The 14,312-nt window shown below is 67.6% G+C and carries 12 protein-coding genes; 2 read left to right on the top strand and 10 right to left on the bottom strand.

Annotation, left to right across the window (positions count from 1 at the left end):
• Position 1: 1 nt before the first annotated feature.
• From BLS11_RS19260 to pyrG, 8 genes are all read right to left on the bottom strand, one after another.
• Positions 2-811, bottom strand: a complete 810-nt coding sequence (locus tag BLS11_RS19260) for a CopG family transcriptional regulator (RefSeq protein WP_175454365.1) — start codon at positions 809-811, stop codon at positions 2-4.
• Positions 812-860: 49 nt separating this feature from the next.
• Positions 861-1,697 carry an RAD55 family ATPase gene (locus BLS11_RS03370; RefSeq protein WP_092532909.1) on the bottom strand — a complete coding sequence of 279 codons (837 nt, stop codon included), beginning with the start codon at positions 1,695-1,697 and terminating at the stop codon, positions 861-863.
• Positions 1,698-1,721: 24 nt separating this feature from the next.
• The gene (locus BLS11_RS03365) at positions 1,722-2,720 is read right to left on the bottom strand and encodes a beta-ribofuranosylaminobenzene 5'-phosphate synthase family protein (protein WP_092532906.1); all 999 of its coding nucleotides are present in this window, start codon (positions 2,718-2,720) and stop codon (positions 1,722-1,724) included.
• A 125-nt stretch (positions 2,721-2,845) separates the two neighbouring features.
• The gene (locus BLS11_RS03360) at positions 2,846-3,178 is read right to left on the bottom strand and encodes a cupin domain-containing protein (protein WP_092532903.1); all 333 of its coding nucleotides are present in this window, start codon (positions 3,176-3,178) and stop codon (positions 2,846-2,848) included.
• Between the two features lie 54 nt (positions 3,179-3,232).
• The gene (locus BLS11_RS03355) at positions 3,233-4,375 is read right to left on the bottom strand and encodes a site-2 protease family protein (RefSeq protein WP_092532899.1); all 1,143 of its coding nucleotides are present in this window, start codon (positions 4,373-4,375) and stop codon (positions 3,233-3,235) included.
• Between the two features lie 812 nt (positions 4,376-5,187).
• Positions 5,188-5,511, bottom strand: a complete 324-nt coding sequence (locus tag BLS11_RS03350; protein WP_092532896.1) for a DUF7126 family protein — start codon at positions 5,509-5,511, stop codon at positions 5,188-5,190.
• Positions 5,508-6,425, bottom strand: coding sequence for a glutamine-hydrolyzing GMP synthase (gene guaA, locus BLS11_RS03345; protein ID WP_092532893.1), 918 nt, complete (start codon positions 6,423-6,425; stop codon positions 5,508-5,510). Before guaA ends, BLS11_RS03350 begins: the two co-directional genes overlap by 4 nt.
• On the bottom strand, positions 6,425-8,086 hold the full coding sequence (pyrG, locus tag BLS11_RS03340; RefSeq protein WP_092532890.1) for a glutamine hydrolyzing CTP synthase: 1,662 nt from the start codon (positions 8,084-8,086) through the stop codon (positions 6,425-6,427). The genes guaA and pyrG overlap by 1 nt, the downstream gene beginning before the upstream one ends.
• 150 nt (positions 8,087-8,236) lie before the next feature.
• Between pyrG and BLS11_RS03335 the strand changes: the two genes are divergently transcribed.
• Positions 8,237-9,007: a PHP domain-containing protein gene (locus tag BLS11_RS03335; RefSeq protein ID WP_092534466.1), complete on the top strand. Its 771-nt coding sequence runs from the start codon at positions 8,237-8,239 to the stop codon at positions 9,005-9,007.
• A 49-nt stretch (positions 9,008-9,056) separates the two neighbouring features.
• Here BLS11_RS03335 and BLS11_RS03330 read toward each other — a convergent pair whose 3' ends face one another.
• Positions 9,057-10,181, bottom strand: coding sequence for a saccharopine dehydrogenase family protein (locus BLS11_RS03330; protein ID WP_092532887.1), 1,125 nt, complete (start codon positions 10,179-10,181; stop codon positions 9,057-9,059).
• Positions 10,182-10,306: 125 nt separating this feature from the next.
• Between BLS11_RS03330 and BLS11_RS03325 the strand changes: the two genes are divergently transcribed.
• Entirely contained in the window at positions 10,307-11,107 is an 801-nt protein-coding gene (locus BLS11_RS03325) for an aldo/keto reductase (RefSeq protein ID WP_092532885.1), read from the top strand.
• A gap of 334 nt (positions 11,108-11,441) precedes the next feature.
• On the opposite strand, the gene ppc is transcribed toward BLS11_RS03325, so the two are convergent.
• Complete coding sequence (ppc, locus tag BLS11_RS03320) at positions 11,442-14,138, bottom strand: phosphoenolpyruvate carboxylase (protein WP_092532882.1); 2,697 nt, start codon at positions 14,136-14,138, stop codon at positions 11,442-11,444.
• Positions 14,139-14,312 lie beyond the last annotated feature (174 nt).

The raw sequence follows: 14,312 nt of genomic DNA, 5'->3' as shown, positions 1-14,312 counted from the left end.
GTCAGGCCCCCTCGTCGAACAGTTCCTCGGCCGTCCTCTCGCCCGCCTCCGGTCGTTGGAGGGCGGGTCGGTCGCCCGTCGAGAGCGTCGCGGTGCCGAGAAAGCCCCGTTTCGGCTCGACGCCGTCGAACGTGGCCGTACACTGCGGGCAGTACGGGCCGTCGAGGAGGCCGAGGCTGACCGTCGTCCCGCAGTTCTCGCAGGACGCCTCCTCGACGCCCGCGCGGTTCGCCTCGCGCTTGAGTTCGGCTCCCGCGGCGCGTTCCGCGCGGGAGCGCTCTAACTCGTCGGCGCGGCGTCTGAGCGACACCACGGCGGACGCGAGGGTGTCGAGTTTCGACTCCGCCTCGTCGGTCGTCTCGGTGAGGTACTCGAGTATCTCCTCGTAGTTCTCGAACCCCTCGGCCACCCGGTCGTCCACCGCCTCGAACTCCTCGCTCAGGGTCTCGACCCGCCCGGACAGGTCCGGATGGTCGTGGTCGGCGGGGGCCTTCCGGTCGGTTTCGCGCTTTACTTGGACGACTCGCTCCCGAACGTCGGTGAGTTTCTCGTCGAACTCCGCGTCGAGTTCCTCGAGGCGGGCCGCGAGTGCGTCGGCGTCCGGGCCGCCGTTCGATTCGCCGTCGGTCGGTCCGTCGGCGTCGCTCCCGGCCGCTACGTCCGAAAGCGAGTCGTGATTCTCGTCCACGAGGCGGTACGCCGCGACCGCACGCGAGACGACGTCGTTCCGAGTCGTGCCGAGTTCCTCCGCCTTCTCGTCGAGCCAAAGCGCGAGTTCGTCGGGTAACGACTCCGCCTTCTCCCCTCCCATTCGTGCGAACGTTACGTCGTCCTAACTTAAGTATTGCCGGCGGTGACTGTCACCGAATCTTTCGTACGTCCGTCACGTCGAACCCGCTCTCGTGTATCTCCGTCTCGAACCGGACGATGTTCTCCTCTTCGAGGCGCGAGAGGACGCCGCGGAACTCCTGGACGACGAGGGTGCGCGCGCGCTTCGACCCGCCGGTCTCCCACTCGAACTGGAGCGTCCCGTCGGCCGCGTCGACGAGGTGGCCGAGTTCCGTCCGTTCGAGCGTCTGCCGACTGGCGAGAGCGAGGACGAGGCCGCCCCACTCGTGGGACGCCTTCCCCAGACCGCGCATCAGCATCGCCACGTCCGACCACTCCACCTCGTCGGAGACCGAGGAGACGAGGTCCGTCACGGAGTCGATGACGACGAGGTTGTTCGGCGCGTTCTCGCTGAGGACGCCGCCGAGGGCGGTCAGCACCGAGTCGCGGTTGTGCGACTCGCCGAGGTCCTGCAGCGTCGTCGCCTCGCCCATGTACCACTCCCGGGGGATTGGACTCAGTTGGAAGTACTCCGGGCCGAGGTCGTGAAACCGGACGTGCTCGACCGCGGCGTCGAGGAACTCGTCTTCCAGAACGTACGCCATCTCCCGGCGAATCGCCGCTTCGCCGTCGGTGAAAGAGAGGTAGTGTATCTCCGGCGGAACGGCCGCGTCGTCGTGAAGCGACCCGTAGTGGAGGTCGAACAGTTCCTCGTCGGCGTGCGCGAGGGCGTTCATCGCCGCACTCGTGTACGCGAACTCCCGCGCGCCCGCGCCGGGTTCGCCGACGAGGAGGACGACCGTTCCCGGCGGCGCCCCGCCGCCGATTATCGAATCGAGACGGGACACCCCGAAGGGGATGCTGTCCATGCTCCGTCGTCTCGGTCCCCTCCGTTAACCGTTTCGGGGCGCTTCGCCCGCCCGTTCGACGCGCGCGCCGACGTTGCGACCGGCGACGATTCGAACCTCGCCGCCGACGCCCGCGGCGTCGAGGGCCGCCCGACCGGCCTCCCGCGCCTCCTCGGCGCGCGCGGCGTCGGTGACGCCGTACACCGCCGGTCCCCACGACGACTGCCCCGCGCCGTACACCGCGGGATGCTCCGAGAGCGTCGCCACCAGTTCGCCGACCGGCGGCCGGTAGACGCCGCCCTGTTCGTCGGCGTACCACGACCCGTTCAACCGCCCGATTTCCGCGACCGCCTCGCCGAATCGGTCGGCGTTTTCGGCGGCGACGGCCGGGAGGAGGCGACGACTCACCACGCCCGCGATGCGGTCCGACACCGAGGGGTCGGCGCGTTCCACCACCGCGCGCATGCTGTCGTCCTCCTCGTCGCCGCTTCGTCCGGGGTCGGCGTCCGGGACGAGGAGGAGGAAGCGCCACTCCTCGGGCACGTCGTGTCGGACCGCCACCGGCGGCACCGTCCAGTCGCCGTCCGCCGGCCGCGAGGTCGTAAAGCGCGCCGTCGGGTGCCCCGCGTCCACGAGGAACCCGCCGCCCTCGAAGGCGGCGACGCCGACGCCCGACCGGCCGCCCCGCCCGAGGTTCGGCGCGGCCGCCCGCACGTCGCTCTCTGCACCGTTCGCCCGCGCCACCGCCTCGAAGACGGCCAACGCGAGTTGCGTGCCGCTTCCGAGGCCGGCGTGCCGCGGGAGGGCGGACTCGACGTCGACGCGCGCGCCCGGAACGCCGAGGAGGTCCGCGGCGCGTTCGGCGTACTCGCGGGCGTCCGCCCGGTCGCAGACGACGTCGCCCGCGGGTTCGGCGGTCACCGTCGTCTCCGGGTCCGAGAGGGCGACGCCGAGTCCGCCGTAGAGGCGTTCGTGCGCGAGGCTCAGGTTGACGAACCCGAAGTGGAGGCGGGCCCCGGCGGTGACGCGGACGCGGTCGCTCATCGGCGGCAGTTCCGGACGGTGGCGTATGTCGGTTTCGACGGTGGCAAGCCGAGAGCGGTCGATAACGTGGACCTAACCGCCCGCTAACGGGTCCCTACGCCGCCCTCTTCCGCCGGTATCGCCGCCTACGGAAGCGGACAGAGACTCGCGGTGAAGACGGCCGTCTCCTCGGTCTCGTTTCGCGCGCCGTGGGAGACGCCCCTGTCGTGGCGGACGACGCCGGGCGCTTCGACCGCCTCTGTCTCGTCCCCGCGGACGACGGTCACCTCGCCGCGGAGGACGTGGAAGACGTTCGTGCTGTCTTCGTGTTCGTGCGGGTCGAGCGTCGCGCCCGGTCCGAGGGCGAACGCCTTCACCAACACGTCGTCGGTGACGACCAACTCGGCGGTCGCGACCTCACCTCGGTCGGGGTCAAGATTCGATTCGGCGGCGGCGAGTGCGTCGAACTCCTCGGACATGCTCGAAGCGAGGGCCGCCGGAAGGATAAATCCGGATGCGGGTCGCGAAGGAAGTCAGAACGCGGTCGGTCGGCCCTCGGACGGGGCGCGGCGACGGAGTTGCACCGCGCGGGCGTAGTCCGCCTGCGAGACGACGCCGACGACTCGGTCGCCCTCGGTCACGAGCGCGTGGCCCCCCTTCGCCCCGGAGAGTTCGGCCAACGCCTCGAAGGCGTCCGCCGCCGCGTCGACTCTCGGGACGGGGTCCGGGAGGGCGGCCGAGACGGGCGCGTCGTCGTCGAGTTTGCGCCGTCGGAGGTCCTCGATGGAGACGTAGCCCGCGATATCGCCGCCGTCGGCGAGTGCGAACCCGGTCCGTCGCTCCGCGAACAAGCGGTCGGTGAACGCGCCGACGGTCGTCTCGGCTGGGACCGTCGGCGGGTCGCGCGCCATCAGATCAGCGACGGTCATCCCGTCGAGTAGGTCGTCGAGGGCGACGGCGCGAGACTCGCCGGTGGCCGCGCCGTAGACGAAAAAGGCCATCAGGAACAGGACGGGGCTGAACCAGAGGACGCCCGCGAGGGCGAACAGGAAGGCGAACCCGACGCCGATGCGCGCCGCGGTTCGCGTCGCCACGGCGTACGGTCGTCGCCGCGCGAGCAACGCCCGGAGGACGCGCCCGCCGTCCATCGGGAACGCGGGAAGCATGTTGAACACCGCGAGGGTGACGTTGGTGACGGCCAACCACCCGACGACGAAGACGACGACGCCGGACGGAAGCGGAAGGAACCGGACGGCGAGGTAACACGCCGCGGCGGTGAGGACGCTCACTATCGGCCCGGCGACGGCGATCCAAAACTCGCGGTCCCACTCGCGGGGGACCGACCGGAGACTCGCCACGCCGCCGAATATCCACAGCGTGATGGACTCGATGTCGATGCCGTACCGGCGCGCGACGTACGAGTGGCCGAGTTCGTGGAGGAGGACGCTGACGAACAGACCGACCGCGGCCGCCGCGCCGATGACCCACGGCGTCGCGCCCGCCCGGAGGGCCGCGACGTCCAACTGCCCCGGGGCGAACCCCTCGACGATCGTCGCGTACGTCTCTATCTGCGCTCCGCTACCGATGAGCCACGCCAAAACCGGGAGAAACAGGAGCAACGAGGCGTTGATGCGGATGGGTATCCCCCACACGCGTCCGACGGTGAAACTTCTCATTGTCGAGGATAGGGAATTGCGGGGAATAAAACCACGACGTTCGGTCGGAATCGGAGAACGTCAGTTGAAACGGCGGGTTCGGCGCGACGCCGAACGTGAGCTATCTGTTCGTCCCGTCGGACGGACGCGGCGTCCGGTCCGGTGGAGAGTCGTTGCGACGACGAGACGTCTCCGGGAGGCGACGGGTGGGTGCCTCTGGTTGTTCGGGTCGCATCGGCGGTCGGTGCCGCCGGATGCGGGGAGCGATCAGGGGTACGGTCGAACGTACCGTCGTCCGAGGCGGAACCGAACCGCACTCGGCGGAGCGTCTTCGTCGTCGCGTGGGTGGCCGCGCGGCGACGGGATGGGAACCCGGACGGGAGTTGGGGTGGGTGGGTGGGTGAGTCGGGGTTCCGCCGTCGCCTCGGCGGCGTCGGTGCGCGACGGACGCGCCCTCGCGTCCGCCGCGGGTGGTGGGGCTAGTGGGTCTGACGCGGGACGTCGGTGGAACGCCCCGATGGCACGGGTAGACGCCACGACCTGCGATGAGCGTCTGACACCTCATCGCGTTCTCGACTACGGGAGACACCCACTTCAACCGTGACGACCGTGAACCCGGTTTCAGCCGTTTCAGCCCCGTAACAGCGGATAAATTCGGATTAATTCGGCTAAACTGTCGGTCGAACCGGCGGAGAGCGGGGGCGAACGCGGCGTCGGTCGTCGGTCGGTCGAGTCCGGGCGGGTCGAGAAAAGTCGGTCGAGAGCGCGGGTCGGTCGAGAGAGTCGGTCGAAAAAAGTCGGTCGGGGTCGGCGCGCCGGAATCGGACGGTCGCTTACGCGCCGACTAGTTCTTCGGCGACGACTTCGGTCGAGAGGAGGTCCGGGTCGATAGCGAGGTCCGTCTGTCCGCGGACGAACTCCGGGAGGGAGTCGCGGGAGTACGTGACGACCCGGACGTTCGGGTTCTCCTCTTTCGCCACCGGAATCGCGGAGGCGTCGTCCATATCCGTGAGGACGAGCACGTCCGCCGTGTCGATTCCCGCCGCGACGAGCGATTCTCGGGTCGCCATCCCCTCGATGCGAGTGAGGTCCGCGCCGAGGTCCACGAGGGCGTCGCCGAGTCTGTCTGCGTCTTCACCTGCGATGAGCACGGTCATTCGTACTCGATGGTGGCCGGAGGCTTGTGCGTTACGTCGTAGACGACGCGCGCGACGTTCTCGTTCTCGCCCGTGATGCGCGATTGGATGCGCTGGAGCGTCTCCCACGGGAGTTCCTGCGCCCGCGCGGTCATGCCGTCGCGCGATTCGACGGAGCGAACGGCGACGATCCAGCCGTGGACGCGGTTGTCGCCCTTCACGCCGGTGCCCTTCCCGATGACGGCGCCGAACGCCTGCCAGGGGTCGTGCTCTTCGAGTTCCTCCTCGACGACGTGACACGCCGCGCGGGCGACTTCGACTTTCTCCTTCGTGACTTCGCCGATGACGCGGACGGCCAGTCCCGGGCCGGGAAACGGCATCCGCTCGGAGATTATCTCCTCTAACCCGAGTTCGCGGGCCACCTCGCGCACCTCGTCTTTGTACAGGTCGCGGACGGGTTCGACGATGCCCTCGAAGTCGACGACGTCGGGGAGGCCGCCGACGTTGTGGTGGGACTTGATGTTCCCCTCGCTCTCGATTCGGTCGGGGTAGATGGTCCCCTGCACGAGGTACTCCGCGTCGGACTCCTTGGCCTCGCGTTCGAACTCGCGGATGAACTGCTCGCCGATGACCTTCCGCTTCTCCTCGGGGTCGGTGACGCCTTCGAGTGCGCCGAGGAATCGGTCTTCGGCCTCCACGATTCGGAGGCTGTCCATGTAGCTGAAGGTGTCGCGAATCTGCTCCGTCTCGCCCTCGCGCATCAGACCGGTGTCGACGTAGACGGGGGTGAGTTGGTCGCCGATGGCCTCGTAGGCGAGTGCCGCGGCGACGGAGGAGTCGACGCCGCCCGAGAGGGCGATGACGGCGTGTTCCTCGCCGACGGCCTCGCGAATCTCCGCGACGGCGTCCTCGATGAAGGATTCGGCGTCGACCATCAGGCCTCCACCTCCTCGTCGCGGGCGAGGTCACGCGCGTCCAAGTCGCCGAGAACGGCGTCGAGGAAGCCGACGAACGGCGGGCTGGCTCGGTCGGGGCGCGAGCGGAACTCGGGGTGGAACTGCGTCCCGAGGAAGTACGGGTGGTCGTCGCGTTCGAGGATCTCCATGCGGTTGGCCGCGCGCCCGGAGAACGAAAGCGCCCCGGATTCGAGTCGGTCGATGTACTCGGGGTTGACCTCGTAACGGTGGCGGTGCCGTTCGGTGCAGGCGGTGCCGCCGTAGACGTGTTCGGCCAAGGAACCGGGTTCGATGTCCGTCTCGTGCGCGCCGAGGCGCATCGTCCCGCCCATCTCGTCGAGTTCGTACTGTTCGGGCAGGAGGTCGATGACCGGGTGGTCCGTGTCGGGGTCCAGTTCCGCCGAGTGCGCGCCTTCGAGGCCGAGGACGTTGCGAGCGTGTTCGATGACGGCCATCTGGAACCCGAGACAGAGGCCGAGGAACGGCACGTCGTTCTCGCGGCAGTAGCGGATGGCCTCTATCTTGCCCGCGGTGCCGCGGGTGCCGAACCCGCCGGGGACGACGACGCCGTCGGCCCCCTTCAGGCGGTTCGTGTGCTTGTCGAGCATCTCGTCGGAGTCCACCCACAGCACGTTCACGTCGGTGCGGCGTTCGATGCCGGCGTGCTTCAGCGCCTCGTGGACCGACATGTATGCGTCTTCGAGGTCGTACTTCCCGACGAGGGCGATGTCCACCGATTCCGTGCGGTCCCGCGTGACGAGTTCGCGCCAGCGGTTGTCGCGTTCGCCCTTCGGGAGGGCCTCCGCTTCCAGGTTCAGACGCTCCATGACGTACTCGTCTAACCCCTCCTCTTCGACCATCAGGGGGACGTGGTAGATGTCCTCGACGTCCGGGTTCGAGAACACCGCGTCCGTCGGCACGTCGCAGAACAGCGCTATCTTCTCCTTCGTGCCGGGGTCGAGTTTGTCCGGGGAGCGACCGACGAGGATGTCGGGTTGCAGACCCGTACTGCGGAGTTCTTTCACGGAGTGCTGCGTCGGCTTCGTCTTCTGCTCGCCGTTCTTCGAGTAGGGGACGAGCGTGACGTGCGTAAAGAGGATGTCGCCTTCGTCTTCCTCGTGTGCGAACTGGCGGAGGGCTTCGAGGTAGGGCATGCCCTCGATGTCGCCGACGGTGCCGCCGACTTCGACGATGCAGACGTCCGTCCCCTCGGCCGCCTCGCGGATGCGGCGCTTGATGTCGTCGGTGATGTGCGGGATAATCTGGACCGTCTTGCCCAGATAGTCGCCGGAGCGCTCCTTCTGGATGACGTGCTGGTACGTCTTCCCCGTGGTGACGTTGTGGTCCGAGGTCATGTCCGTCCCGAGGAACCGTTCGTAGTTCCCCAAGTCGAGGTCGACCTCGCCGCCGTCTTTCAGCACGTACACTTCGCCGTGCTGGTAGGGGTTCATCGTCCCCGCGTCCACGTTCAGGTACGGGTCCACCTTCACGGCGGTCACGTCGAACCCGGCGTTCGAGAGCAACCGGCCCGTACTCGCGGCTGTGATACCCTTTCCGAGCCCGGACATCACACCTCCCGTTACGAAAATGAACTTCCGACCCAGCGACGGGTCGTACCCGGTTTCGGGTTCCTTCGGCATACCGAGTGTGTGCCAGCGCGACTCAAAACCGTTTCGGACGGACGACTGCGTGCCACTGAGGTGCACGTCCGTTCGAACCGAGCGCGTCGCGCGAAACGTTCGCACGGCGGCGGAAGTTACTATCCGGACGAACCCGTACCCCGCGGTAACGTGTACGACTACCACGTCCACTCGAACTACTCCGACGGCGACTTCCTCCCGTCGATGCTCCGGGCCGCGGAGGCGGCCGGACTGGCGGGTGTCGGCATCGCGGATCACTGCGTCGTCGTCCCGGACGAGAAGATACGGCGCTTCCGAGACGCCTACGGGTTCACCCTCGACCAGACGTACCCGCGGCGGCGACGCGCCATCGAGAACCTGCGCGACCGGTACGAAATCGAGGTGTACGACGCCGCTGAGATGGACTACGAACCGAGCGCGGAGACGGAGATTCGGGAGTTCCTCGACGAGGCGGAGTTCGACTACACGGTGGGGAGCGTCCACGCCCTCGACGGGACGAACGTGCACTACGAGGAGCACTTCGCCGAGATGTCGGCGGCGGACCGCCGCGACGCCGTCGAGCGATACTTCGAGAAGGTGGTCGCCCTCGCGGAGTCGGAGTTGTTCGAGGTGGCCGCCCACCTCGATTTGGTCGAGCGCAACACGGCGCTTCGCGGCCTCGCCACCGAGGAACAGTACGAACGCGTCGCGCGGGCGTTCGCCGACTCCCGGACGGTGCCGGAGATAAACGCCGGGCGCGTCCTCGACGACTACGGCGAGTTCCACCCGACGCCGGGCCTCCTCTCGGCCCTCCGAGCGGAGGGCGTCGAGTTCGTCCTCGGAACCGACGCGCACGCGCCCGACGAGGTGGTCGCCCGCGCCGACGCTCTCCGGGAGTTCGTCCGGTCCGAGGGCATCTCGCCCGTCGAACTCGACCTGTAGTCGGCGTCGCCCGCGTCTCCGTGTCTGCGCCGCGCAGTTCGGTCTCTTCTTACGTCGTCCGTGTCGTCGCCTCGTCGTCCGCCTCGGGTCCGCCGACGCGTTCGACCACCTCGTCGCCGTCGAGGTCGACGCGTTCCGTGCCGGGGACCTCTAAGATCAGGTCCGGGCCGAACGCCGAGGCGGGCGTCTGGTACCCGGTCGGGGCCTCGCCCGAGAGGACCTTCTCCGTGCAGAGCAGCGACGTTTCGACGGTCAGGCGGTACGTCTCCGGCGTTCGGAGTCTGGAGACGAGGCGGTTCCCCGGCGACCGGGCCTCGCCCCAAAGGAGCGCGTACCCCTCCTCGCGGGTCCGTTCGTCCGGCCCCTCGACGTACCGGTCGACGAGGCGGTGGAGGAGATACTGGACCGGCGCGGCGTCGAGGACGCCGCCGAGGTACTTCGTCGCGGCGAGGAGGCGACGGCCCTCCGGGGGCACCGCGGCGTACACCTCGACGTTCGAGATGCCGGTGGAGACGTGGGCCGTCGAGACGTCGCCCCACGGGATAGTGACCGCGCGCTTTAGACCCTCGCCGAAGTCGATGGCGCGGGTCTTGTGTCCGACCGGCACCCAGCGCAGGTCGCCGTCCTCGCGCACCGCGCCGCCGTCGCCGATGCCGGAGAGAACCGTCTTCAGCGTCCCCTTCGAGATGGTCCCCGAGGCGTCGAGGCCGAGGGCGAGATGCGTCGCCTCCGGGAGTCGTCGCTTCAGGTGGGCGGCCAGACAGTCGGTCGGAACCACGTCGAACCCGACGCCCGGGAGGAGGGTGACGCCCGCCTCCTCGGCCTCGTCGCCCCGGCGCTTGATTCGCTCGAAGACCGAGAGTTCGCCGGTGATATCGAGGTAGTGCGTCCCCTCGTCGATGCAGGCGTCGACCATCGGGTCCGCCGTCTTCTCGAACGGTCCCGCGCAGTTGAGTACGGCGTCGACGTCGTCGACGAACGTCGACGCCTCGCGCACGTCGAACGTCCGGTGCGGGAGGCCGAACTCCGACGCCGTCGCCTCGACTTTCTCCGGGTCGCGTCCGGCGAGAATCGGTTCGAAGCCGCGTTCGACCGCCGCCTCGGCGACGAGGCGGCCGGTGTACCCGTACGCGCCGTACAGGAGGAAGGTAGCGTCCGTATCGGGGTCTGACATCGCCCTCCAGTTGTCCCGTCACGCGATTAGTTGTGTCGGTTCCGTTACAGGTGTTTCTCCGGCGATTTCCCCCATCGCTCTGCCGGGACCGCAGTAGTTGAACGACTGGTGTCCGACGTACCGGTATGGAGATTCCAGACCTCGGTCTCGGAACGTACAAGATGGAAGAGACGGACGAGTGCGCGACGGCGGTGGAGACGGCGACAGCCGTCGGCTACCGCCACATCGACACCGCGCAGATGTACCACAACGAGGCGGCCGTCGGCGACGGTATCATGCGCGCGGACGTGGACCGCGAGGACCTGTTCGTCGCCTCGAAGATAGAGCCGGAATCGCTCGCGTACGACGACGTCGTCGAATCGACGCGGCAGAGCGCGCAGAAACTCGGCGCCGACAGCATCGACCTGATGTACGTCCACTGGCCGACGGGCGCCTACGACCCCGAGGAGACGCTTCCGGCCCTCGACGAACTCGTCGAGGAGGGCGTAATCGAACGCGTCGGCCTGAGCAACTTCCGACCGGACCAACTCGAAGACGCCATCGACCGACTGGACGCCCCCGTCTACGCCCACCAGGTGGAGATGCACCCGATGCTCCCGCAGGAGGAACTCCACGAACTCGCCGTCGAACACGACCACCAACTCGTGGCGTACTGCCCCATCGCCCGGAATCAGGTCGCGGACGTGCCCGAGATTCGAGAGGTCGCCGAGAAACACGACGCCACGGCCGCGCAGGTGTCGCTGGCGTGGTTGACGCAGAAGGAGAACGTCACCGCCATCCCGAAGGCCGCCTCCGAGGACCACATCCGGCAGAACTACGCCGCACTCGACATCGAACTCGACGACGAGGACGTGGCGGCGATAGACGGAATCGACGAGCGACACCGCATCGTCGATCCCGACGACGCGCCGTGGAACCAGAACTGAACCGAATCCGGGGTGTCGCGAACGCGATATTTTCGGCCGAACGTTCCCGAAAACCGGTAAGACGGGCTGACGTTCCGGCCACCTTTTAAAAAGATATAGTATCCGTCACGTTCGAACAACGGGTATGGCAGTGGCCGCAGTATCGTGCCCGCACTGCGGACAGGTGATAGAGGCGGAGTTCCCTCCCGAAGGTGACTTGGGGGGCGTCCGCCGAAGACTGAAGTCTCGTTTCCGTCTGACCCGAAACACCTGCCCGAAGTGCGAGCGCCAGTACGACATCAGACAGCGCTGAATCGAGCCCTACCCACCGCCCGAGAACCGGGCGGCTCTCCGTTTATCCGGTGTTCTTCATCCCGGCGGCGATGCCTTTGACGGTCAGCCGCAGGGTCTGTTCCTCCATCTCGGTGCGGTGCGACTGCGCCATGAGATGCGTCTGGAGCAGGTTCAGCGGGTCAACGTAGGGGTTCCGCCGGCTGAGGCTCTCCTTTAACCACTGGCGCTTCAGGAGCGAGTCGCGCCCGCTCACGTCGAGGACGATATCGCGCGCGCGTTCGTACTCGTCTTCGAGGCGCGGGAAGAACGTCTCCCGGAGCGACGGTTCCGCGAGTTCGGCGTACTCGCGGGCGACGTCGAAGTCGGTCCGGGCGAGCGCTTGGGAGGCGTTGTCGAGCGTCGTCTGGAAGAACGGCCACTCGTCGTACATCTCCCGGAGCGTCGCCACGTCGCCGCCTTCGTCGAGGTACGCCTGCATGCCCGTCCCGAGGGCGTACCAACCGGGGAGGATGCACCGCGACTGCGTCCACGAGAACACCCACGGGATGGCGCGGAGGTCCTCGACGGTGCGTTCGGCGTCGGAGCGAGAGGCGGGGCGGGAGCCGAGGTTCAGTTCTTCGATGACCGTGATGGGCGTCGCCTGCTCGAAGTAGGAGACGAAGCCGTCGGATTCGAGCAGGTCGTAGTACTCCTGTCTCGCCGCCGCGGCCATCGTGTCCATCGCGTCTATCCACTCCTCGGGTACGTCCTCCTGGGGTTCGCGGATGGCCTGGAACCGGGCGCGCACCTGCGCGTTCAGCATCTGTTCGAGGTTACGCTCGGCGATGCGGGGGTTGGCGTACTTCTCGGCGATGGCCTCGCCCTGCTCGGTGAACTTTATCTGGCCCGTCACCGTCTCGTTCGGGAGTGCGAGCATCGCCTCGTTCATCGGACCGCCGCCGCGGGAGATAGAGCCGCCGCGGCCGTGGAACAGGCGCATCTTCACGTCGAAGTCCTCGCAGATGTCCGCGAGGCGGCGCTGGTTCTTGTAGAGGTCCCAGTTGGCCGCGAGGAAGCCGTTCTCCTTGTTGGAGTCGGAGTAGCCCAGCATTATCTCCTGGACGTTGTTCCGCGCGGCGAGCACCTGTTCGTAGGCGGGGTTCTCGTAGAGGGTGCCCATGATGCGGCGCGCGCCGTTGAGCGCCGACTCGGTTTCGAGCAGGGGAACGATGTCGAGTCCGCAGTGGTCCGGGAGGGAGACGACGCCCGCTTGGTCCGCGAGGAACAGCACTTCGAGGACGTGACTCGGCTCCTCGGTCATCGAGATGGCGTACGTGTCTATCGCGCCGACGCCGAACTCTCGCTGCCACTCGCCGAGTTTCTGGAAGCGCCGGAGGACGCGCCGGGCGGTGTCCGACACGTCGCCGGGTTCGTCGAGGTCGATGGTCGGCTCCGACTGGAGGACGGCGTCCGTCAGAATCTCGACGCGTTCCTCCTCGTCTCGGTTCTCGTAGTCGATACCCTCGTTCGCGAGGGCCTCGTGGACCGCCTCGGTGTGGTTCTCGCGGTGGTCGCGCAGGTCCAGACTCGCGAGCGTGAAGCCGAACGTGTCCACCTGCCGCATGAGCGGTCGGATGTACTCGTCGGCGACTATCTCCGCGCCGTTGTTCCGGAGGCTCTGGTCGATCACCTCCAAGTCTTCGAGGAGTTCGTGGTGGTCGGCGTACCCGTTCGGACGAACGTCCTCGATGCGGCGGAGGCGTTCGCGCATGAGCTTCAGCTTCTGGCGGTACGGTTCGTCGGGGTAGCGCTCCTCCGTCTCGACGGCGACGCCCGGCAGACGCTCCCTGTCTGCGGCCAGCGACCGCTGGAAGTCGACGCCGGTGTCGATTCGGTCGCCGTCCTGACTGAGCACGCCCGAGAGGCGCTTCAGCGCGGTCTGGTACTTCTCGAGGACGACGGCGCGTTGGCGTTCGAGGGTGTCCGTCGTCACCTCGGGCGTCACGAACGGGTTGCCGTCGCGGTCGGAGCCCGCCCACGACCGGAACTCGAACAGCTTCGGCACCTCCACGTCGGGGTACTCGTCGCCGATGACGTCCTCGAGTTCGGCGTACACCTCGCCGACCACGTCGAAGAGGATGTTTTCGAGGTACCACTGGACGTTTCGGGCCTCGTCCTGCGGTTCCGGCCGACGCTGTCGGACCTGCGACGTCTGCCAGAGGCTCGTCACCTCGGCGTCGACGCGCCGCCACTCCTGTTCGTGTTCTTGGTCGGTGAGGCGGCGTTCGTCGAGCTCTTCGAGGTCCTGCGCGATGGAGCGGAGCTTCGCCTTCACCGTCTTCCGGCGCGCCTCCGTCGGGTGCGCGGTGAACGTCGGTTCGATGAGGACGTCGTTGAGGACGCGCTGGACCGTCTCGGAGTCGGCGTCGCCCTCGACGAGCGCCTCGACGGTGGCGAGGAGTCCGTCGTTGAGCGACCCCTCTTGGGAACTCTCGCGAATCGTGCGGACGCGCTCGCGTTCCTCCGCGAGGTTGATGAGTTCGAAGTAGGTGGTAAACGCCCGGGCGACGACGCTCTCGCCCTCGGGGTCGAGGGCCTCGAGCGTGCGGTGGAGCGACTCCCGCGAGTCGAGTTCGCCGTTTCGGTAGTCGATGGCCGCCGTCCGAAGGTCCTCTACGGTCTCGAACGACGCCGTCGACGTCTGCTCCTCCAAGACGTCCCCGAGGAGGCTCCCCAACTCTCGGACGTCCTGCCTGACGTCTCTGGTATGCAGTTCCATGACTCTGTGTATTCAGTCGGCGTGGTAAAAGCCCCCGAATCGTGTCGAAATTTTGCCCCCTCGTCCGGAAAATGATGAATATTGAACAGTTTTTACACGGACTATTGGGCAGAACGACGAACGGCCGTTCGACCGGGACGCCCGCGCGCGGCCGGCCGGTGGTACGGCCCTCGA

Source organism: Halopelagius longus (assembly GCF_900100875.1).
Classification (GTDB): Archaea; Halobacteriota; Halobacteria; order Halobacteriales; family Haloferacaceae; genus Halopelagius; species Halopelagius longus.
Note: the sequence above shows the minus strand (reverse complement) of the source record. Positions and strands in the feature narration are given on the sequence as shown.

What these genes read in the sequence shown, in the direction of transcription:
- BLS11_RS19260 (WP_175454365.1), bottom strand. Translation starts at nt 811, where the DNA reads ATGGGAGGGGAGAAGGCGGAGTCGTTACCCGACGAACTCGCGCTTTGG.
- BLS11_RS03370 (WP_092532909.1), bottom strand. Translation starts at nt 1,697, where the DNA reads ATGGACAGCATCCCCTTCGGGGTGTCCCGTCTCGATTCGATAATCGGC.
- BLS11_RS03365 (WP_092532906.1), bottom strand. Translation starts at nt 2,720, where the DNA reads ATGAGCGACCGCGTCCGCGTCACCGCCGGGGCCCGCCTCCACTTCGGG.
- BLS11_RS03360 (WP_092532903.1), bottom strand. Translation starts at nt 3,178, where the DNA reads ATGTCCGAGGAGTTCGACGCACTCGCCGCCGCCGAATCGAATCTTGAC.
- BLS11_RS03355 (WP_092532899.1), bottom strand. Translation starts at nt 4,375, where the DNA reads ATGAGAAGTTTCACCGTCGGACGCGTGTGGGGGATACCCATCCGCATC.
- BLS11_RS03350 (WP_092532896.1), bottom strand. Translation starts at nt 5,511, where the DNA reads ATGACCGTGCTCATCGCAGGTGAAGACGCAGACAGACTCGGCGACGCC.
- guaA (WP_092532893.1), bottom strand. Translation starts at nt 6,425, where the DNA reads ATGGTCGACGCCGAATCCTTCATCGAGGACGCCGTCGCGGAGATTCGC.
- pyrG (WP_092532890.1), bottom strand. Translation starts at nt 8,086, where the DNA reads ATGCCGAAGGAACCCGAAACCGGGTACGACCCGTCGCTGGGTCGGAAG.
- BLS11_RS03330 (WP_092532887.1), bottom strand. Translation starts at nt 10,181, where the DNA reads ATGTCAGACCCCGATACGGACGCTACCTTCCTCCTGTACGGCGCGTAC.
- BLS11_RS03325 (WP_092532885.1), top strand. Translation starts at nt 10,307, where the DNA reads ATGGAGATTCCAGACCTCGGTCTCGGAACGTACAAGATGGAAGAGACG.
- ppc (WP_092532882.1), bottom strand. Translation starts at nt 14,138, where the DNA reads ATGGAACTGCATACCAGAGACGTCAGGCAGGACGTCCGAGAGTTGGGG.